This is a genomic window from Metamycoplasma spumans (assembly GCF_041026625.1).
GTDB lineage: Bacteria > Bacillota_I > Bacilli_A > Mycoplasmatales > Metamycoplasmataceae > Metamycoplasma > Metamycoplasma spumans.
On record NZ_CP163393.1, the window covers coordinates 601844 to 624555 of the forward strand.

General features: G+C 28.3%; 18 protein-coding genes. 13 read left to right on the forward strand and 5 right to left on the reverse strand.

The features are described from left to right. Positions 1-21: 21 nt before the first annotated feature. From AB5V95_RS02585 to rlmD, 4 genes are all read left to right on the forward strand, one after another. On the forward strand, positions 22-1095 hold the full coding sequence (locus AB5V95_RS02585) for a S66 peptidase family protein (RefSeq protein WP_369085804.1): 1074 nt from the start codon (positions 22-24) through the stop codon (positions 1093-1095). Positions 1096-1398: 303 nt separating this feature from the next. Continuing rightward, positions 1399-2220: a hypothetical protein gene (locus AB5V95_RS02590; RefSeq protein WP_369085805.1), complete on the forward strand. Its 822-nt coding sequence runs from the start codon at positions 1399-1401 to the stop codon at positions 2218-2220. Positions 2221-2547: 327 nt separating this feature from the next. Continuing rightward, positions 2548-3888 carry a tRNA uridine-5-carboxymethylaminomethyl(34) synthesis GTPase MnmE gene (gene mnmE, locus AB5V95_RS02595; RefSeq protein ID WP_369085806.1) on the forward strand — a complete coding sequence of 447 codons (1341 nt, stop codon included), beginning with the start codon at positions 2548-2550 and terminating at the stop codon, positions 3886-3888. Position 3889: 1 nt separating this feature from the next. Further along, positions 3890-5200, forward strand: coding sequence for a 23S rRNA (uracil(1939)-C(5))-methyltransferase RlmD (rlmD, locus tag AB5V95_RS02600; protein ID WP_369085807.1), 1311 nt, complete (start codon positions 3890-3892; stop codon positions 5198-5200). Between the two features lie 292 nt (positions 5201-5492). Here rlmD and AB5V95_RS02605 read toward each other — a convergent pair whose 3' ends face one another. Next, complete coding sequence (locus AB5V95_RS02605) at positions 5493-6527, reverse strand: Dam family site-specific DNA-(adenine-N6)-methyltransferase (protein WP_369085808.1); 1035 nt, start codon at positions 6525-6527, stop codon at positions 5493-5495. 353 nt (positions 6528-6880) lie between these two features. Between AB5V95_RS02605 and AB5V95_RS02610 the strand changes: the two genes are divergently transcribed. Next, positions 6881-7735 carry a type II restriction endonuclease gene (locus AB5V95_RS02610; protein WP_369085809.1) on the forward strand — a complete coding sequence of 285 codons (855 nt, stop codon included), beginning with the start codon at positions 6881-6883 and terminating at the stop codon, positions 7733-7735. Between the two features lie 130 nt (positions 7736-7865). Here the strand turns inward: AB5V95_RS02610 and AB5V95_RS02615 are convergent, their stop codons facing one another. From AB5V95_RS02615 to ftsY, 4 genes are all read right to left on the reverse strand, one after another. After that, complete coding sequence (locus AB5V95_RS02615) at positions 7866-8417, reverse strand: ribosome-recycling factor (protein ID WP_027122451.1); 552 nt, start codon at positions 8415-8417, stop codon at positions 7866-7868. After that, the gene (gene pyrH, locus AB5V95_RS02620; RefSeq protein WP_369085810.1) at positions 8417-9148 is read right to left on the reverse strand and encodes a UMP kinase; all 732 of its coding nucleotides are present in this window, start codon (positions 9146-9148) and stop codon (positions 8417-8419) included. Before pyrH ends, AB5V95_RS02615 begins: the two co-directional genes overlap by 1 nt. A gap of 105 nt (positions 9149-9253) precedes the next feature. After that, a complete protein-coding gene (locus tag AB5V95_RS02625) occupies positions 9254-9475 on the reverse strand; it encodes a hypothetical protein (protein WP_027122449.1) in 222 nt (73 codons plus the stop codon). After that, positions 9475-10530, reverse strand: coding sequence for a signal recognition particle-docking protein FtsY (gene ftsY, locus AB5V95_RS02630; protein ID WP_369085811.1), 1056 nt, complete (start codon positions 10528-10530; stop codon positions 9475-9477). The genes AB5V95_RS02625 and ftsY overlap by 1 nt, the downstream gene beginning before the upstream one ends. Positions 10531-10640: 110 nt before the next feature. Here ftsY and AB5V95_RS02635 point away from each other — a divergent pair, with 110 nt between their 5' ends. From AB5V95_RS02635 to AB5V95_RS02670, 8 genes are all read left to right on the forward strand, one after another. Further along, on the forward strand, positions 10641-12245 hold the full coding sequence (locus tag AB5V95_RS02635) for an MATE family efflux transporter (RefSeq protein WP_369085812.1): 1605 nt from the start codon (positions 10641-10643) through the stop codon (positions 12243-12245). Positions 12246-12274: 29 nt separating this feature from the next. Next, positions 12275-13093, forward strand: a complete 819-nt coding sequence (locus AB5V95_RS02640) for a DUF2785 domain-containing protein (RefSeq protein WP_369085813.1) — start codon at positions 12275-12277, stop codon at positions 13091-13093. Between the two features lie 170 nt (positions 13094-13263). Further along, a complete protein-coding gene (locus AB5V95_RS02645; RefSeq protein ID WP_369085814.1) occupies positions 13264-14232 on the forward strand; it encodes a phosphatidate cytidylyltransferase in 969 nt (322 codons plus the stop codon). A gap of 13 nt (positions 14233-14245) precedes the next feature. Then, positions 14246-18559: a PolC-type DNA polymerase III gene (locus AB5V95_RS02650; protein WP_369085815.1), complete on the forward strand. Its 4314-nt coding sequence runs from the start codon at positions 14246-14248 to the stop codon at positions 18557-18559. Between the two features lie 383 nt (positions 18560-18942). Next, positions 18943-19467, forward strand: coding sequence for a hypothetical protein (locus AB5V95_RS02655; protein ID WP_027122444.1), 525 nt, complete (start codon positions 18943-18945; stop codon positions 19465-19467). Between the two features lie 49 nt (positions 19468-19516). Beyond that, the gene (glyA, locus tag AB5V95_RS02660) at positions 19517-20773 is read left to right on the forward strand and encodes a serine hydroxymethyltransferase (RefSeq protein WP_369085816.1); all 1257 of its coding nucleotides are present in this window, start codon (positions 19517-19519) and stop codon (positions 20771-20773) included. A gap of 15 nt (positions 20774-20788) precedes the next feature. After that, on the forward strand, positions 20789-21085 hold the full coding sequence (locus AB5V95_RS02665; protein ID WP_369085817.1) for a hypothetical protein: 297 nt from the start codon (positions 20789-20791) through the stop codon (positions 21083-21085). Next, positions 21085-22707 (forward strand): DAK2 domain-containing protein, encoded by a 1623-nt coding sequence (locus AB5V95_RS02670; RefSeq protein ID WP_369085818.1) that lies wholly within the window; start codon positions 21085-21087, stop codon positions 22705-22707. The genes AB5V95_RS02665 and AB5V95_RS02670 overlap by 1 nt, the downstream gene beginning before the upstream one ends. Positions 22708-22712: the final 5 nt, after the last annotated feature.

The window sequence follows — 22712 nt, forward strand, 5'->3', positions numbered from 1 at the left end:
GTTTTGTATTAAAATAAGTATATGATAAAAACATTAAAAAAACTTAAACACAATGACCAAATCGGAATAATTAGCTTATCAAGCGGGTTGCTCGGAGAAAAAAGTTGCCAACACCAGGTTCAACTAGGTATAAAAAGAATAAAAGAAATGAATTTGAACCCCGTATTTTCTAAACATTGTTTGTCAGGGCTAGAATATATTGATAAAAACCCAGACAAAAGAGCTGAAGATTTAATTGAATTGTCGAATAATGATAATATAAAAGCTATTGTCTGCGCAATTGGTGGTTTTGATACTTATAGAACACTGCCCTATATTTTAGACAGCAAAATCAACTTAGAAATTTTAAGAGACAACCCAAAAATATTTTTGGGTTATTCTGATACAACAATTAATCACTTGATGTTTAATAAATTAGGATTATCAAGCTTCTATGGACTAGCATTCATTACCGATCTAGCAGAACTAGATAGAAACATGTTGCCTTACCATGCGACCGCTTTTAATTTTATGTTCAAAGGTAAGAAAAAAACTTATAGGCCTTCTAAATATTGATATGAGGAAAGAAAAGACTTTAGCTCAAAGCAAATAAATATTCCAAGACCTAAACACAAAGAACAATATGGTTATATTTCAATTCAAGGTTCAAAAGCATTTGAAGGGATTTTAGTTGGCGGTTGTTTAGATAGTATTGATAGAATTTGTAATCCTGAAAATGTTGAAGAATACTCGATTAATCAAAAATATGACCTATTTACTAATAAAACTAACTTTAAAAATAAGATTCTTTTACTAGAAACATCCGAAGAAAAACCAACACCAAAAGAAATTAATAAAATGCTAAAAAATTTAGAAACAACAAATTGCTTTTCTAAACTACGTGCTGTAATAATTGGAAAGCCCCAAGATGAAGCTTATTTATTAGAATATATTGATGTCTTTAAAAACTTCTTTAAAAAATATCCAAATTTAAGTGTTGTATACAATATCAATATAGGTCACTCTTATCCAAAAATGATGCTTGCACTTAATAATAAAATTAAAGTTAACATTAATAAACAGAAAATAACAACATATTGACCAAAGTTAAAGTAGCGGTTGCTGCTTTTTTTATAAATCAAAAATTCGCACACAAATTTCAATATTTTTTCTCAATCGGAAATTTTTTTTGCAATTTAAACAAAGATAAATAAAATAATTAACCTCTTCATTTGATTAAGATTAAAATAAAACAAAAGGAGGAGCATTATGGATATAAAAACCTTTAAAACAGGGGGGGCTAATTTATTAGAATTTTCATTTTTAATCTTATTTTAAAACAAACAAACTAATAAGACATCAATAAATATAACACCAATTAGCACAACGGATTAAAAAATATAAAATCAGGAGTTTAATATGAAAAAGAAAACTAAAACTATATTAATATCAACATTAATACCAGCTTTTATAATCGGCGGAGTTTCTGCTGGTGTAGGAATCCAACTTGCAATCTCAGCTCACACAAGAAAAAATGAAGGCGAAATAACCATATATAACAAAAATTATCTAGAAAACCCTTTGCTATACACTGAAGGATATAAAGATAATGGTTTGTTAATTGAAAAACCTTTTAAAAAATACGAATTCAAAAGTTCTGAAAAAGTAGAGGAATTAAAATCTTATTTAGAAAGCATAAAAAAAGAAAATTTTTACATTGTTCCTCTAGAAATTTCATTAATAGAAAAAGAAAATAGTGATAAAGAAAGTTACAGAAAACAATTTGAAGAAAAACTTGCAAAGCTAGATCATGTTACTTTTTTCTATCTGCCAAAGAGCACTAATCACACTATTCCTTACGGTATAAATTTTGAAAAATGGTTTGAAAGCTCAATAGAAAACCTTGAGTATTTTAAAGTTTTAAAAACAGAAGCAAACACCGAACTAAGTGAAGAAGCTAAAAATTGACAAGAAATAACACGTGAACGCCCTTCGCATAGAATAGCTAGACACACCCTTGCCGAAAGTATTTATAAACATAAAGTTTCTTACAATGACACAAAATTAGAAGTTATAGACGTTTTGGGCTTTGGTTTAAAGAACGACAAAGACAAAGGATATTTAACCGTTTATACAAAAAGATATTTACCGAAAGATTATGAGAAAAATGATAACTATTACAAATTAAGCAAAGAAACCAAAAACAATTTTGTAGAATGAATCTACGATTTACACTACTAATAAAAAATCGCGAATTTATGAAAAATGAGATAAATTTGCGATTTTTTATTAAACATAAAATTTAAAAATAAAATGGTTCGAGCAAAAAAATCTCAAAAAAAATAGACTCACTCGTAGCAAAGGTAAAGTTTTAGACATTGGTGTTTTTAAATAAAAAAGTTATTAACAATAAGTTTTTAGCTAAAATTAAGCAATAAATTAAAGTTATGAACATTATTAACATACTTTATTAATATTTTTAATTTAAAAAAAATAATATTTTAACAAAATAAGTTCTTTTTAAATAATAAATTTTTAACTAATAAATAATATATATAATATATTATTATGATAATTAACGATACAATAGCAGCAATTTCTTCAGGAAACATTAATCAAGCAATTTCTATTATTAGAATTTCAGGTCCTGATGCAGTTGAAATAATTAAAAAAATATATACAGGAAAAATAGGAGAAGACAAAACAATAACCTACGGAAATATTGTTGACAATACAACTAACAAAATTGTTGATGAAGTTTTAGTTAACTGATTTATAGGGAACAAAAACTACACAGGAGAAGATACAATTGAAATAAACGCTCATGGTGGAATAGTTGTAACAAATAAAATATTAAATTTAATTTTAAGTAATGGTGCTAGATTAGCAGAACGTGGAGAATTCACTAGAAGAGCTTTTTTAAATGGGAAGATTACATTAGATAAAGCTGAAGCAATCAATAGTTTAATTCATGCCAAAACCAACAAACAAGCAGAAATAGCAATAACTCAATTTGCTTCAAAAGATAATGAGTTAATTGAAAAGTTAGAAGAAGAATTATTGCAAATAATTTCAATAACAGAAATAAATATTGATTACTCAGATTATTACGATATCGAACAATTAGATAAAAATAAATTAATACCACTTGTTAATAACTTAAAAACTAAATTAGATATTATAATCAATAAATCAGAAAATGCGTCTGATATTTATAAAGGTATTGATGTTGCAATTGTAGGAAAACCAAACGCCGGAAAATCTTCTTTACTTAATGCTTTATTAAAAAAAGATAAAGCTATAGTTACAAATATACCAGGAACAACAAGAGATATAATTGAAGGTGAATTTGAAATAAATGGAATTTTATTTAGATTAGTAGACACGGCTGGAATTAGAGAAACAAATGATACAGTAGAATCAATAGGTATTGAACGTTCTAAAAATGCTATTAAAGAAGCTAAGATAGTTATTCATTTACACAGTCCTTTCGATCAAGAAGATGAAGAAGATAAAAGAATAAAAGATTTAGCTCAAGGGAAAGAATATATATCAGTCATGAATAAAAGTGATTTATTAAAACTTAATGAATTGCCTAAAGATAAAATATGTATTTCTGCATTAAATCAAAATTTATGAGAATTAAAAAATGCATTAGTTAAAAAATATAATAACGTAAATTTAGATGATAGCGAACTTGTTTATAATACAAGAAAGCTTTCATTATTAAAACAAGCTTCTTTAGCTTTAAATGAAGCTAAAAAAGGCTTAGATAATGGTTTTGGACCTGAAGTTATAATTTTAGATTTAACAAAAAGCTGAGAATGCTTAAGAGAGATTTTGAATAAACAACATGATAATGAAGCTTTATTAGACAATATGTTTAGTAAGTTTTGTTTAGGTAAATAAAATGTATAAGGTTAATGATATTTTAAGAAGTGTTGAAACTAAAGAAATTAGCTATGAGGGATATGGAGTGATTAGATATCCTGATTTTGCTATTTTTGTTGAAAATTTATGACTTGACGAGGTTGCTGATATCAAAATATTTTGAGCAAACAAAAAAATAGCTTTTGCTAAGGTTTTAAAGCATTTAAAGGTATCTAATAAAAGAGTAGATAATATTGATAAAGAATTGATTAACTCTGGTTCAGCACCACTTGCAATATTGGATTATCAAGATCAATTAACATTTAAACAAGAAGTGATTGAAAAATTAGTAAATAGAAATTTAAAAAATGTTAAAGTAAAAAAAATTATAGCTTCGGATAAAACTCTAAACTATCGCAATAAAATAACGTTGCATGCCAAAGTTATTAAAGATAAAATAGAATTTGGAAATTACGAAAAGAATAGTCATAATTTAATAATCCAAGAGAAACTTCCGTTGGCTAATTTAAACATAGAGAACGTTTACTTACAAATAAAAGATGTAATTAATAATCTTGATTTAAATAGTAAAAAAAGTATAGAAAAAATAATGTTGAGATATTCTGAATATGAGGATAAAGCTCAATTGGTTATATATTCAAAAACTAAATTAACAGTAGATAATCAAATTTTATCTAATTTATCTGATATACCAAAATTAGGTTCAATAATAAACGAGTATGGACAAAATAAAATAAAATACGATATTTTGTTAGGTGATGATTCTTTAGTATTTAAGCTTGAGAATTTGTTATTTAAAGTTCATTATGATGCTTTTTATCAAGTTAACGATTCACAAATTTTTAAATTATATTCAGAGGCTTTAAACGGTTTAGATGATAATAAAAAATCAATAGTAGATGCTTTTGCCGGTGTTGGAACAATCGGTATGTTTTTTGCAAAAAGAGCCAAGGAAGTTTTGAGCATAGAAATAAACCAGAACGCTTCTAAATCGGCTGAAGATAATGCAAAATTAAATAAAATACTAAATATGAATTTCGTAGCTGCAGATGTTACAAAGTATTTTGCGACAAAAGATATTAAAGAGTTTGATGCAATTATATTTGATCCTCCAAGAGCAGGGATAGATAAAGAAGTTATAAAAGCATCAGCAAACACAAACGTTGATGAAATTATTTATATAAGCTGTAATCCTAGAACACTCGTAAGAGATATTATTGAATTCGAAAAATATGGCTATGTTTGCGAAGAAATTCAACCTGTTGATATGTTTCCGCAAACCTATCATATTGAAGCTGTAGCTGTGTTTAAAAATAATAAAAACAGGTAACTAATATCGAGTGTTGTCTAATCCTATTTTATGATATGTTTTTTAGAGAGACTTCACTTTTAAAATTAAACGTTTTTTTAAAACGCGACAAAAAAATTTAAAACAACCAACAAGAAAATTGTGGATAAATCAATTTTTCTTATTGGTTGTTTTTATTATCAAATTTAGTTTTAGCGATTGTTACTTTTTAAATCTCTTACTGGTTGGTAGCTAAAAATTTAATTTGCACATTTTTGCAGTGCTTAATCTTCTGCATAAGTGATTATATTATTTTTAAAAAAACAGTTAAAGTTTAATAATTGGTGATTATCACCTCTTCACCATTATCTCTATCTTGTGCTTTTGAGTTTATCATTCTTTTTGTTTTAATAACATGTATTTTAAAATCACTATATATATCCTTTATAAAAGGGGTGTTGTGATTTGATAGCATAACTTTTACACCTCTTTTTGTTAGTTCGCAAAAGCAATTTCTTAATCTCAATTGCTCCTCTCTACCAAATCCTTCCTTACTATAATTTACAAAACCATTTTTATCCGGATATATATCATAGGGTGGGTCAAAGTAAACAAAATCGCCTTTTTTAGCCTCAGCAACAACAATCTCAAAGTCATTATTTGTAATCTTGATTTTTTTATTAGATAGTAATTTTCTTAGATTATCAAAGTTTGAATCATCAAATGCATTTACTTTATCTTTTTTGCCGAATGGGACGTTAAAAAAACCTTTTGAATTTACTCTATACAAACCATTGAAACAAGCTTTGTTTAAATATATCATTCTTGCTGCTCTTATGTGTATGGGCATTTTAGAAAAACTATCTTCTTGGTCAAGTTTTCTAATTTGGTAATAATATTCTTCGCTGTTGTTTTCTTCGTGTTTTATTAATTCTGACTTTAAAAGTTCAAAATGCTCGTCATCTTCGAAGCATTGGTATGCACAGAAAAGTTCACTGTTTAAATCGTTAATATGTGCATATTTTGGAGAGATTGAAAAAAATAAAGCCCCACCGCCAACAAATGGTTCAAAGTATTTGTTATATTCGACAGGCATTAATTCTTTTAGTTTTGGTAATATCTGTGTTTTACCTCCTGCTCATTTAACAAAAGGGTGTGGTTTTTTTTCTAGTGAAAAAAAATCTAAAACAGATACCTCTAAAGCATTTGCCAACCTTTCAACTGTTTCTAGTGTAACGTTGATCTTACCTTTTTCTATTTTTGAAATCTGAGCCCTGTCTATAGACAATTTTTTAGCCAAATCATCTTGAGATAAAAACCTAGACTTTCTTATTTCTTGTAATTTATTTCCAAAATTTTTTTTAATCATAAAAACCTTTCTTATATAAATTATAACAAAAAAAGTGTGTTATAATTCACTTTTTTGTTGATTATAATTTATTTTATTGACTGTTTGTCGTTTGTTAAGATAATCAAATTAAAAAGGCTATTTATAAAATTATTTCCGTTTTGTTAAGATAATGAATTTTATTGATTTATTATAATAATAAGAAAAGAAAACTGTTTTTTGTAATTTATTTTGCTTAAATAATATAATTTTTTAATATCGAAATAGCCTACTTATAAATTTATTTATGAAAAACACGATTTTAATTTCTGGTAAATTAAAATTAATGACTACTCTAAATCTGAACAAGTTTTTTAAAAAAACAGGAGGGGCAAATGAGAGATTTTGATAAATGAATAGAAACCTTTAGGGACAGTATAGCTAATTATACGTATTACGTAGAGTTTGATAAAGTTTTTAAAAACACTTCAGAGTTAAGAAGAGAATTGAATTTATTAAATTCACTTATAGGTTCTACAAATATCGAATCGGAATTTAAAAAAATTGTTTCTTGCGAGCCGTCTGTTTTAAAATGTATACCAATTCTTATTGCAACAAGAGACACTAAGATTACTTGTACAGATGATGATGGTCTTTACAAATATGATTTTGAAAATATAAATTATTCAGTTGATGACTATGCTGTTTTTATGAGAAAAACAGGTATTTTTAAATTGCTGGAAGAAGGCTTGGTGGGAAACATTTATGATTATGTTATAGGTGTCGAGGCAGGTCTGAATTCAAATGCAAGGAAAAACAGAACTGGAAAGCTCATGGAAAATTTGGTTGAATTTTATATAAAAAAGGCCGGCTATGTTAAAAATGTTACTTACTATAAAGAGATGAGTGTTTATGATTTGGAAAAAATAAGTGGATTGGATTTATCTCGCTTGTCGAATAACAAAAGTGTTAATAAAGTGTTTGATTATGTAATAATTTCAGATAAATGTGTATATGCTTGCGAATGTAATTTTTATAGAAAACAAGGTTCCAAACTTAATGAAACCGCAAGAAGCTATAAGATGTTGGCTTTGGAAGCAAAAAATATTGAGGGTTTTAAATTTGTTTGGTTTACAGATGGCCAAGGATGAATTAGCGGTGCTAAAAATAATTTAAAAGAGACCTTTGAAACTCTTGAAGATATTTATTCTATAAAAGATTTACAAGAAGGAATATTAGAAAAGTTTTAATTTTTTACTAGTATGGTTAAAGTCTGAGGTACATTAAATTCTATAAACCTTTAATGCTAAACTTTTTATAATTATTACTTATTTAAGGTTTAAAAAATCCAGCATGATGCTGGATTATATGAAAATTGAATTACACAGTTAATAAATCTTTTTCTTTAGCTTTTGAAAGTTCGTTAATTTTTTCAATAGCTTTATCAACTTCTTTTTGGATGTTGTCTAAAAAGTGTTTTTGTAAATCTTCTGATAATTCGCTATCAGATTTTATTTTTTTATTAATATCTTGACGAGCTTGACGAACACCAACCCTAGCCAATTCTGTTACTTGGCTTAGTTGTTTTGTCATTTCCACACGCTTTTCAGTTGTCATTTGTGGGTATGTTAATCTTAATTGATGCCCTTCGTTAGCTGTTGTAACATTTATTTTATTATCCATTATTGCTTTTTCAATTGTTTTTAAAACACTCATGTCATAAGGTTTTACCAATAGTTGAAGAGGACTAGCAGCTGTAATAGCAGCAATTTCTTCAAGACTAATTAGTGAATCGTAGTAATTTATTTTAATTTTATTAATTAAAGCAGGGTTTGCTCTTCCAACAACTATTTTTGTCATTTGATTTTCAAAATTGTTAATTGTTTTACTGATTTCCTCTTCTAATTCCATTAGATATAAGTTTAATTCCATTATAACTCCTTATTTTTTGTAATTGTTGTGTTTGGTATTGAATTTTCTATAGCGCGCAATAATGCGTCTTTTTCGTTAATATCAAAGATAACAATGTCAATATTATTATCTTTAGCCATTGATGCGGCGGTTTGGTCCATCACTCTTAAATCTTTTTCTAGTAATTCATCATATGTAATTACTGAGAATTTAATTGCGTCTGGATTGAATTTAGGGTCCGAATCATAGACTCCGTCAACTCCGTTTTTACCCATTAATATAGCGTCTGCATTTATTTCAGAAGCGAAAAGTGTTGATGCGGTATCGGTTGTAAAGAAAGGTCTACCTGTACCTCCGGCAAATATTACAACTTCGCCATCTTTTAAATATTTTTTGGCTTTTTCATTAATATATACTTCGCAAACTTTAGGATCCATTGTTAAACTTGATAGAACACGGCATCTTAAATCATTATTTTCAAAGCCAGATTCTAATGCAAGTGCATTCATTGTTGTTGCCAACATTCCGATGTAGTCAGCTCTAACTCTATGGATTCCATTTTTAGCTGCGCTAGTCCCTCTTCAGAAGTTACCACCACCAACTACTATGGCAACTTCTATGCCCTTATCGATTATAACTTTAAGTTGTTTTGCAAAATTTTGAACAAGTTCGTAATCGATTGCAAGGTGTTTTTCTTTGTTTGCCAAACCTTCACCTGAAAGTTTGATTAATACTCTTTTATACGATGTCATTTATACCTCTTACGATATTTGAGTTATTTCGTAATAAATTTTATATTATTTAGATTTATTATTAATAAATTAGGTCTAAATTGGTATTTTAGAAAAGAAAAATTGCTAACTACCAATTTTTTTATTGATAGATAGCAATTTTAATTTAGCTTTTTTGACTGCATCGAATGCTCCGCTTCTAGTCATGGCAAGTTCCATTCCAATTTCTGAATAAGATAAATCTTCAAAAAGATGTAGATATAATGCCTGTTTTTGCGACTGAGCTAGAAACTCATTATATTTTTCATAAAGTTGAATTAATTGATTTCTTTCTTCAAGTGATTCCATTATTCGTTAAGACCCTTCATTAAACCATAAATATAAGATTCTAAATCAAACTCAGCAAGGTCATCTACTTTTTCGCCTAGACCTATAAATTTAACAGCTAGATTTATTTCATCTTTTATAGTTAGAACAATACCACCTTTTGAAGTTCCGTCCATTTTGGTTAAAACAATACCAGAAAGGTTTGTGGCCTCTCCAAATATTTTGGCTTGCATAATTCCGTTTTGTCCCGTAGTTGCATCTAAAACTAGTAAGCTTTCGTGTGGAGCGCCTTCAATTTTTGATTCTAAAACTTTGTTAATTTTTGCAAGTTCAGCCATTAAATTCGTTTTATTTTGCAATCTTCCGGCTGTGTCAATAATTAAAACATCATATTTTTCATCTTTTGCCTTATCTATTGCTCTATACACAACTGCAGCAGGATCTTTTTCGTTTTCAGCCGGTTTTACAATGTCGGCACCAACTCTTTTTGTTCAAATTTCAAGCTGCTCAACAGCAGCGGCTCTAAATGTGTCAGCAGCAGCTACTAAAACTCTGAAACCATCATTAATTAATCTTTTTGATATTTTAGAAATTGAAGTTGTTTTACCAGAACCATTAACACCAACAACCAACATTACGTTTAATCTACCTTTTTCTATATTTAAATTAGTATCGATTATTGAATTAGAAGCATAAATAGTGAATAATTTATCAGCAATGATTTCGTTGATTAATTTAGGATCTTCAATGTTTTCGTTCTTAACTTCTTTTTTACATTCATTTATTATAACTTGAACAAGTTTCATTGAAATATCAGACATTATTAAAATTTCTTCCAAGTCTTCGAAAAACTCTTCATCAATTTTATTGTGTCTGTTTTGTAATTCTTTAATACTTTCTGTAAAAGAAGTATTGGATTTAGAAAGACCTGCAATATAGTTGTCAAGTTTATTTTGCTTTTGCAATTCCTTTTGTAACTTCTTTTGTTCTTTTTCTTCTAGCTTGGCTTGCTTTTTAGCAACCCTTTCTTCTTTAGTTCCAAAAAGTTTATCTTTTAAATTCGATCAAAAACCCATAAGATTCTCCTTTAAATTTGAATATTACATTATATAATGTACATTTTTTAAATTTTAATATTTTTTAAGCGTTTTATTTTGTATTTTTTAGTAAAATAGCCTATATGTTTATGTCTAATGCAAAAAATAGAATAAAAAGCATATTTGGAGTCAAAGATTTCAAGTATATTTTTAAACTTACTCTGCCAATTTTTATACAAACATTATTTTTTGCACTAGTTTCTGTTGTTGGCTCATTGGCCACAAGTCTTTATTTAAAAGTTTGACATGTTGATGGTTCATATAACGGTTATTATTTTTATACATTTGCAAAAATCTTAACAGTTTATAAAATTTTAACTTTTATTCCACTAATTTATCAATTAGGTGTGCTTGTTGTGGCTTCTAATTTATTTGGGCAGAAAAAAGAAGAAAATATCCCTAAAGCCTTATGGTCTGCTATTTATCTTTCTTTAATAATTAATGCCGGATGTTATTTAATTATGTTTTTTGCTTCACCAAGCATATTAGCGGCATCAGGCGCTAAAGATAGCGCAATAATAGCTTGAAAAACTTCAGATGGATATAATCTTTATTTAGAAAATGTTAAAAAATTAAAAGATGCTAATTTGAGTATAAATGGTTTGAATATTGATGAAATTTATTTTGGTGGAGTATATCAAAATATAAAATTAGTTAATACGAATCCGTTTATATTAGAACAAAGTGAACTTGCTTTTACAATTAAATTTACTCGTTTAACAACTCTGGATATTTTTATTGCTTCAATTGCTCTTATATTTGTTTCGGCACTTCAAGCAATAGAGAAAAATAATTATGCTATTGTAGGTATTATAACTAGCATTTTTATTAGAACTGGATTCACTTATGTACTTTTATTTGCGCCAGCGCAACAAATAAATTTAATAATGGTAATTTCGTTAGAAACAGTGGTTGGGGCATTTATTAATCTTGTATTTTCATATGCTTTTGCAAATAAATTGATATTTAGAAAATATAAAACTAAATTATCGGAAACTTGAAACAATAAGTACATGAGGGAAATTTTAAAATTAGGTTTACCGATAGCATTAGAAACAGGAATATGATTTGTATCTCAATATATGATTGCTAGAGCTATTCCTTATGGTAACTTAGATGGTCAATATATAGGTCTTTGAAGAGCAGTAAATAATACATACGATATATTCAATTCTTTTGTGATGGCGTTGAGTTTTGTGACGACTGTTATTGTTGGAATTGAAATTGGTAAACAAGATTTTAAAAGGGCGCATTCGCTTGGAAATAGTTCTTTAAAATTGGCTTTTTATTCCCAAATAATTCTGTCGTTTGTTGGAGTAATATTGACATTTCCGGCGTTAAAAATTTATTCAATTGATAATGCTGTGATTGTAAGAGTTGGTTATTATGTTGTAGCGCTGATGATGCTTAAGGCAATATTTGATATTGGTAATTTAACAACACTACGTGCATTATGGGGCGCAAATGACGTTTGAATGCCAAACTTTGTTGCTATTATTACTATGATAGGTTTACAGCTTTCTGCTGTTTATTTGGTTGCTGTGTTTCAAAATACTGCAACTCATAAGTTGTCGCAAGGATTATATATCATTTTATTAACAGCGGCTACATTGGTAGATCCAATTGCAAGAACAATATTATTTAGCTTGCGCTGAGATAGTTATAGATGAACGAAATATGCAAAAAGATTGTAATTTAAGCAAGATTTTAGAAAGACAAAAAAATGATTGAAAATTTAAAAAGTAAATTAGAATTAGAAAACTATGAACTCACAAATCAAGAAATTGATTTTATGTTGGAAAATATAGGCCACGAAAGTAAAGAGATCAGAGATGATTTAATATTTGATTTATTTGCCAAGTCTTTTTATTTAGAACTATTAAATATTGATCAATTAAGATACATTTACAATAAAATTGTGTCCAAAGAGTTGGTATTTTTCAATATTGAGAGTGCTGATGTTAAAAACGCTCTAATAAGAAGTTATTCGATTTTATTATTATCTTTACTTATTAGCTTTAGCTCTAGAAAAGAATATAAATATTTCAATGCTTTATCAAAAAATGAGAAGTTAAAGATATTTGAAATAGCCAATAAATACATCGAATTAGAAAAATGTTTAGTTGGATACAGTTATCAATATGGTTGAGTTGATTGTTTTACTCATGCAGTTCAACTTTTGATTGATATTGTTAAAAACGGTGTTATTGAAGGCGAAGATGTAAGTAAAACAATACTAAATTCAATTAAAAAATCATTATTGAGTTTAGATGATGAGATTGGTGACGGTCAAGCTAAAAAATTTGGTAATTTACTTGCATCACTATATAAAAATTCTTTAGTAGACCATGATCAGATATTAGAGTTTATTAATGAACTTTTTGCTAATCAAGAATATGAAAAATTTAGTATTCAAAGGGAAAGAAGAAACGAAAACATTAATAACATGCTGATGCAATTTTCTTTATTTATAAATGATGTAGAGATTTTAAATAAGATAAAAAAAGTTAATATGATACCTGATTTGATAAAAATTATATAAGTATTAATTAAATGATAAATGGAAATTATTTCCATTTTTTTTATCCAAAATATGTATGCGCACTAATAATTTCTAAATAAAAAACTTTTTAAGTAAGAATTTTAAAAAGAATAAAATCTTACTAATTAATTATTAAGAATAATTATCTTTTGACTATAATTTAAATAACTATGAAAAACGTAAAATTAAGAGTTAAATCAGCATTAATATTATTTGCTATTGTAATACCATTTTTCTTTATTACTTATTTTGCAAAAGTACCGGGTAAAGTGATAGGAATGGCCTTTTTCATGTTCTTTTCTGCATGAGCATCATATGAGGTAATAGTGCATAATAAATTATCAAGATGGATAAATATATTAACGGTGTTTTTGGTCTGTGTAATCTGAGCCCTTCCGCTCGATTGATATCAAGCTACGATTAATGGCGAAGCTAACCAATTTTGAAGCACTTCAAAAACAGGAATATCGATTCAAGATTTATCACAGTGAATGAAACATGTTATATATTTTGGCAAGGATCAATTTACAAAATTAAGAGTATTAGGACTTGCTATTATGTTTGTTTTAGTTACTTTACTATTTTTAATAAATTTGAAAAAATATGAAACTACTGGTGCATTTTTGAAAAATTATTTAATAACATTATTTGCTTTAATTTTCATACCAACATTTTCAAAGATTTTATTTATGTTTAGCGTTGGTGGATTATACTTTATTTTTTGTATCTTTTTAATCCCGATTGTTGTTGATACAACAGCATATTTTGGAGGAAGATTATTAGGGCATAAATTAATAAAAAGAGGCTTTGCTCCACACATAAGTCCTAAAAAAACGTGAGAAGGTGCAATTGTATCTTATATATTTGGCGCACTGTTTGTTTTTGTTTCGATGTATTTGGGTAAATTAACCAATAATCAAACATTTACAATATTATTCAATTACAAGCAATTAATAGTTGCTATATTTATCTTGCCAGCAATTTCACAAATTGGAGACTTGTGATTTTCAGGAATTAAGCGTTTGTATAAAATAAAAGATTTTTCAGATTCAATACCAGGGCACGGAGGATTAATGGATCGCTTTGATTCAGTATCTTTTGTTGCTTTTGCAACATCTGCAATATTATTAATAAATTAAAATAGGGGTAGTTATGCGTTCAAAAGATGAATCATTTATAAAATTATGTGAAGAAATAAATTTTAATCCTGACGAAAGTTTTGATAGCGCAAAAATTATCAACGTTGAAATAGACAATAAAACTCACGAGTGATTTTTTAGTGTGGCATTTGAAAAACATATAGACATTAAAAAATATATAGAGTTTAGAAAGGCGTTAACTAATAGATTTCCTAATTCTCATTTTGAACTGATAATTGAAAATGTGCTAAGGGATAAGAAAATTATAGTTGACTATTTGAATTATTATTTATCAAAAAAATCAAAGGGGCTGTCAGCCCTTAAAGGCCACATTACAGAGGCTAATATTTCGTTAAGCGAAAACGAGCTAATTTTAACTGTTCCAAGTGATGCAGTTTATGACGATTTTTTGATTAAAAAAGACGCAATTAAAGAAGGACTTGTTAAGATCGGCTATGGTTTTTATAATTTGGTTATTAAACTTAACTCAAGTTCTGAATATGTTATAACCGATAATTTTATAAAAAAAATGGTGAACCAATTTACGGAACTTAAGAAAAATGATAATGAAGAAGTTTCTACAAAACCAACAAGACCGCAATATAACAGAAGAAGCGACAATACTTATGTTGATATTGATATAGCTTCAATATATGAACTGCATGAAGAATTATCTGTAGCAACAAAAGGTGAAATATTTTTACTAGAGTCAAGAAAATTGAAAACTGGTAAGACGTTATATACAATGTCTATTTCAGATTACAATGAAGCCATTGTTGTAAAAAAATTTTTAAATGAAGATGAAGAATTGCCACCTTTAAAAATTGGCGATACTGTAATAATTAAGGGTAGAGTAACCGAAGATAGTTTTAGTAAAACAAAAGTATTGATGGCTAACAATAAGGATTGATATATTAAAACTGATGGCTTTAATAATCTTGAAAAAGATTATGAAGAAGTTCAAAGAATTGAATTGGCAACGAGAACAAAAATGTCAGCTCAGGATGGGGTAACCGACGTTGATGATTATTTTAAAACAGCATCATTTTTTAATCAAGATGCGGTTGCCATTACCGATTTAGATACAATTCAAGCTTATCCATTAATTAACGGGGTTAGAAAATCATATAAGAACATTAAACCAATCTATGGCGTAACTTTAAGTACAGTTGATTCAAATAGTAATATTCTTTATGGATATAAGGAATTTGATTTAAAAAATGAAGAATATGTTGTTTTTGACTTAGAAACAACAGGATTGAGCCCTCGTTTTGATGAAATAATTGAATTTGGAGCAACGATAGTTAAAAATGGGCTTTTAAAAGAAAAAATTCAGTTCTTTATGAAACCAAGTCAACCGCTATCAGCTTTTACAATTAATTTAACAAATATTACTGATGAAATGGTTTCAAAAGGTCTTTCTCAAGAAGAAGGAATTAATAAAATTTACGAAATATTAAAAGGTAGAGTTTGTGTTGCCCATAACGCAAGTTTTGACATAAATTTCTGTAAGCAAAAATTTGTTGACAATAATTTAGATACATCTTATATTATTGGTATTGATACACTGGCTTTATCACGTTTTTTTAAACCTGACGAAAGAAAGCATAACTTAGGTGCATTGGCTAAAAGATTGGGTGTTTCATATGATTCATTGGTAGCCCACAGAGCTGATTATGATGCCGAGGTTTTGGCAAGAATCTGAGTAAAAATAATTGATAAATTGAAAAATGAGTATGGCGTTCTAAACTCTGAAAAATTATCAGGATTGAAGAATTTTGAAATGTTGGCTCGTCGTTTTTCTTATGAAAGTAGAGTATTGGTTAAAAATCAATCTGGATTAAAAAAATTATTTAAATTAATGTCTAAAGTTTTAACTGATCAATATAATGAAGGGCCTCAATTATATTTTAATGAGATTGGGAATGACGAGGATTTATTATTTGGTTCGGGCACACATAAATCGTATTTATGAGAACAAATTTTTAATGGAACTGATGAAAATATCAACAAGGCCATTTCGCTTTACGATTATATTGAACTTCCACCGATTAGTACGTTTGAATACTTGGTTCATGATGGCAATATTACATATGAAAATTTAAAATTTGCTTATAAAGATTTAATTGAAAAGGCCACAAAATTGAATAAAATTTGTGTTGCCGTTTCAGATTGTCGTTATATTTACGATTATCAAAAATTAGTATACGATATATATATAAATGCCCCTTCATTAGGTGGCGGAACTCACTGACTAAAAAAATATTCAAAGACACCGAAATTAAAATATTATTCAACAACTGAAATGTTAAAAGAATTTGCTTTTTTAAATGATGGTTTATTAACAAGGGATATTGTTATAAACAACACGAGAAAAATAGCTGAAATGATATCTGATGATATTAAAGTTATTAAAGACAAATTATATTTCCCTAATTTTGATAATTCACCAGAAAGACTAAAAGAAGTAGTTTATAAAAACCTTAAAGTAAAATATGGCGACAATCCAGACCCAACAATTGTTGAAAGAATTGAAAAAGAATTGAACCCAATTATTAAATATGGTTATTCTGTAACTTATTGAATTAGTTATAAATTGGTTCAAAAAAGTAACCAAGATGGCTATATTGTGGGTAGTCGTGGTTCGGTAGGTTCTTCTATTGTTGCTAATATTATCGGTATTTCTGAGGTTAACCCACTTAAGCCACATTATTTATGTAATCAATGTAAACATTTAGAGTGATACGAAGGCAATGATGTATTGTCTGGTTGAGATCTACCTAATAAAAAATGTCCAAATTGCAATATATTTATGAAACAGGATGGACATAATATTCCTTTTGAAACATTTTTAGGTTTTGAAGCAAATAAAGTTCCAGATATTGATTTGAACTTTAGTGGTGATTATCAGTCAGTAATTCATAATTACGTAAAAGAGTTGTTTGGCGAAACGCATACATTACGTGCTGGCACAATTTCTGCAGTTCAACAAAAAACAGCATTTGGTTTTTGTAAAAAATATGAAGAAGAGCAGAGAAAATCATTTAAACCTTGAAGTAGAGGATTTTTAGAATTTCTATCGGTAAAGGCAGCTGGTGTTAAAAGAACAACGGGTCAGCACCCTGGTGGTATTATTGTTATTCCTAAAGAATATGACATTGAAGATTTTACTCCAATAAATTTCCCTGCAAACGATGATGAATCTCAATGAAAAACATCGCATTTTGATTATCGTGCAATTCATGATAATGTTTTAAAATTGGATTTACTTGGACATGATAACCCTACGGTTGTTAAAATGTTAGAAGATTTAACTAATACTAATGTTGATATACATGTACCTAAATTTGACCCCGAAGTTATGAAATTATTTTATAGCACAGAATCAATGAATATTACTCCTGATCAAATTGGCGGAGAGACAACCGGTGCCTATGGCTTGCCAGAATTTGGAACGAACTTTGTTAGAAAGATGTTAAAAGATACTAGACCACAATCGTTTAATGATCTGATTTTATTATCTGGTCTATCTCATGGAACTGATGTTTGAGCAGGAAATGCCGAATTATTAGTTAAACAGGGTAAAGAATTAAAAGATTGCGTGTGTTGTCGTGATGACATTATGGACTATTTAATAAAAAAAGATATTGACAAACTTAAATCATTTGAAATCATGGAAAGAGTTAGAAAGGGAAAAGGTCTAACTGATGATCAAGAGCAATTGTTAATAGAAAACAATGTTCCTGATTGATATATTGAATCACTTAAAAAGATTAAATATATGTTCCCTAAAGCCCATGCTGCGGCTTATGTAATCATGGCTTGAAGAATAGCATGATATAAACTGTATCATCCATTAGCGTTTTATGCTTCTTATTATACTAATAGACCTGATGCTATTGATATAGAAATAATAAGTTCAGGAGCTAATGTAATTCAGAAAAAATTAGATGAGCTTCGTCAAAGAATGAATGGTAATGGCGAGAAATTAAGTGTTAAAGAAAATGCCTTAATACCAACATTAGAAATTACACTTGAATTATATGCTCGTGGCTTTAAAGTTAAGAATGTTGATTTAAAACGTTCTGAAGCAACAAAATGAATTATTGACGAAAAAGAAAAAGCTCTTATTCCTCCTTTTGTTGTAGTAGACGGATTAGGTGAAACCGTAGCACAAACAATTATTCAACAAAGAGATATTCAACCATTTATATCAATTGAGGATTTAAGAATGACAACTAGTGTTAATTCAAAAATATTGGGCGAATTACAACGTCTAGGCGTTTTAGATGAACTGGATGAAACTAATCAGATGACTTTATTTTAAAAATACATTAAAAACCGCAGTAAAAACATAAAAAAGTTTTAAATTTGGTTAAAAATATTAAATATTTAATATAATAATATTGTCCCGTCGCTGGGGCGATATTTCAAAAAAGCATAAAAAAAATCTCTCTAAAAAAAATTACACAACGGTTTTTAACGCACTCTCTCTATTTGTTTTTAAAATCATTGTTTTTAAACCTTGTATTGTTATATTTATTTTATTAATTTATTATTTATCTTTTTTATTAATATATTTTGTGTAATTTTCCAGCCTTTTGGCTGGTTTTTTTGTCATATTTTTACTGAGATTTCAATTTATTTCTATAAATATGGAATATTTGGTAAAATTTAATTGTTTTTATATACATAAAAAAGGAGCCAAATATGTCAAATAATGCAAAATGAAAAAATAAAAAAATCAATGTAAAAAATTATCAAGCAACCCAACAAAAACAAAAAAGAGAATTGTCTAAATCATGAAAAATAGCTTTAACAGGTTTATTTTTAATTGTCATCCCTTCATTCTTATTTTTCTTATTTATTGGAAAAGATGGATGAGTTATTAATGCGTTTAAAGATGCGAACCGTTGATCATTTAACTTGCCAATTGCGCTAGGAATACTAACAGTTCAATTATTTGTTGTTTCACTTTTAATTTGAAAATTTAAGGTTTATGGTTCTGAAGCTTTAAATTTCTTGGTTCCAGTTGCGTTAGCTATGAACTCATTTTTAGTTACAAGTGGAGTTGATAGTGCTGATTGATATATAAGAGTATTACCAGCTGTTGGTTTAGCTTTTATCGCTGTGCCAATTTTAATGATTAATAAGGCAGTTGCTAAAAAATCAGCTGAAAAAAGAAAATCAAAATTATTAGCTGAAGAATTGAAAAATAAATCATTATTAGATTAATAATTCGACTAAACTGTTAGGTTTAGTCTGTTTATTTTAAAGGAGAAATATGTATAAAAAAATAGCTTTATTAGACAAAAAAATCGCAGACTTAATTAATGACGAAAACCAACGTCAAGCAGATCATATTGAACTTATTGCTTCAGAAAATTATGTCTCTGAAGATGTTTTAAAAGCTGCTGGATCATGTTTAACTAATAAATATGGCGAAGGTTATCCCGGAAGAAGATATTATGGCGGATGCGAATATGTTGACCAAATCGAAACAATTGCGCAAGAAAGAGCAAAGCAATTATTTAATGTTAAATATGCTAATGTTCAGCCATATTCTGGCAGTGTTGCTAATGCCGCTGTTTACATGGCTTTATTAGAACCAGGTGATAAAGTTTTGGGTCTTTCATTAGATTCGGGAGGTCATTTAACACATGGTTACAAAATTTCTTTTAGTGGTGTTTTTTATGAATCTCACAGCTATACCGTTAATGAAAATGGTGTTCTAGATTACGATGAAATTTTGAAAAAAGCAAAAGAAGTTAAGCCTAAAATGATCATTTGTGGATATTCTGCTTATTCTCAAATTGTAGAGTTTGATAAATTTAGAAAGATTTGTGATGAAGTAGGAGCTTATTTATTTGCTGATATTTCTCACATATCAGGACTTATAATTGCAGGACTACACCCATCACCATCTCCATATGCTGATGTTATTATGACTACAACTCATAAAACTTTAAGGGGTACACGTGGTGCAATGATTATGACTAATGATGAAGAAATTTATAAAAAAGTTAATCGTTCAGTATTCCCTGGTTATCAAGGCGGCCCATTGTTTCACCAAATCGCAGCAAAAGCTGTAAGTTTTTATGAAGCTCTTCAACCTGAATTTATTGAATATCAACAACAACTGCTAAACAATAGTAAAGTATTTTGTCAAACATTTATTAATAAAGGGGTAAAGGTTATTTCTGGTCTTACAAAAAACCACTTATTTATGATTGATGTTAAAACATCATATGGCATTACAGGAAAATATGCCACTGAAGTACTTTCAAAAATAAATATTACTGTAAATAAAAATAGTATTCCTAACGATACTGAAACCCCAATGGTTTCAAGTGGTATTAGACTGGGAAGCGCAGCAATGACATCTAGAGGCTTTAAAGAAGATGAATTTATAATTATTGCCAACTTAATTGATAAAGCTTTGCGTGATCCTGAAAATGAATCTTTACTAACTGTAATTAAAAAAGAAATTGCCAAACTAACATCTTCATTCCCTATTAAAAGAAGTTATATTAAACGTTAGAATAAGAAGGCGTGTATGGAAATTGAAAATATCAGGTCTCTAATTTCTTCAACATTAGTAACTACAGCGGGAATTGTTGGCTTTAAATCACTTAATAAGGAAAATGATATAGATTTTGAAAACGATGGTATCGTTGTTTCTTTATCAGAAGAAAATGAAAGAATTGTTAATATTTCTCTTGGGCTAATTATCATGTCAAATATTAATGCTAAAGGTATTGTGGAAGAAATATACTCAATAATAAACTATTATTTAAAACAAAAAGACTTGATTTTAGGGTCTTTATCTGTATATATAAAAGGAACTAAATAATGAAAAAAATAGATGGACAAATGTGAAAAGAGGCTGTATTATCAGGTGCGAATAACATTCTGAATAAAAAGAATGCTATTAATGCTTTAAATGTCTTCCCTGTGCCAGATGGCGATACGGGTAGCAATATGGCTTCAACCATTGCAACTGCATCGGATTTAAAAAATAATGAAAATTTAACCTTAAATGAGGTATCAAAAGTTATTGCACAAAACATGTTACTTTCAGCCAGAGGAAACTCTGGAGTAATTTTAAGTCAAATTTTTAAAGGCTTTTCACTTGGTTTTAGCAATTTAGAAGAAGCTAATCCTTTTGAGTTAGTTCAAGCATTTGAGAGTGCTTCAAAATCGGCTTATAAGGCTGTTTTAAAACCGATTGAAGGAACAATTTTAACAGTTATTAGAGAGGTATCTGAAGGTCTTAAAACTGCAATCGTGGTTGATTCTAGTGTTCAAGATGTTTTTAATACCGCATTAGAGTTGGCCAGAAAAAGTTGTGATAACACCCCTAATTTATTGAAAGTCCTTAAAGAAGTTGGTGTTACAGACTCAGGTGGTGAAGGTTTATACGCCATTTTAGAAGGGATGAAATTATATTTTGAAGGTAAACCAGTTGAACTATCAGATAAAGAAGAAGACATCAATAAATTTATTTCAGATACAGAAGTATTTGAAGGTGAATTTGGATATTGTACAGAGTTTATTTTAGAACTATTAAAACCTAAAAAGTTTGATAAAGAATATTTAATTAAAAAATTAGAAAAATTAGGTGGCTCAATGGTTGTCGTGCAAGATGAATCAATTTTGAAAATTCATATTCATACACAAAAACCAGGCTCAGTTTTAAATAGCGTTAACAGCTTGGGTCAATTTATCAAAGTTAAAATTGATAATATGACATTACAAGCAAACAATAGTAAGGAAAATACCAAAAAGAATTCTAATGATGATGATAATGTTGAATTAGCAACTTGCGGACTTATTTCATGTAATGCGGGACAAGGAATCATTGAACTAATTAAAGAATACGGCGCATCATATGTAGTAGAGGGTGGGCAAACAAACAACCCTTCAATTCAAGATATTGTTGATGCGATAAATTCGGTGAAGGCTAAAACAGTTTTTATTTTACCTAATAATTCAAATATAACTTTATCAGCTCAGCAAGCAGCAACAATAGTTAGAAATAAAAAAGTAATTATTATTCCTACAAAATCACAAGCCCAATCTTTAGGCGTTGCAATGAACTTTAGCGCAGATAATAATTCAAAAGAAAATCATAGTTTAATGAAAGAAGCCCTAAAGAATATTCAATACGGTGAGATTGCACCAGCTGTCAAAGATACAAAATTGAATGGTATTAAAGTTAAAAATGGTGATTTCATGGTTATCGAAGCTGGCAAATTAGTTTCAACAGCTAAAACGCATAACCAAGCGGCTAAGCAATTAATCGATAGTATTGTTAGCGAAGAAACACAGATTATTACAATTTTATACGGCCAAGATGCATCTGAAGCTGATGCAAAAGAATTGCAAACATACATTGAAATCAATTACAACGTTGAAGTTGAAATTTTTTCAGGTGGACAAACAATTTATCCATATTTAATTTCTGCTGAATAAGGAGA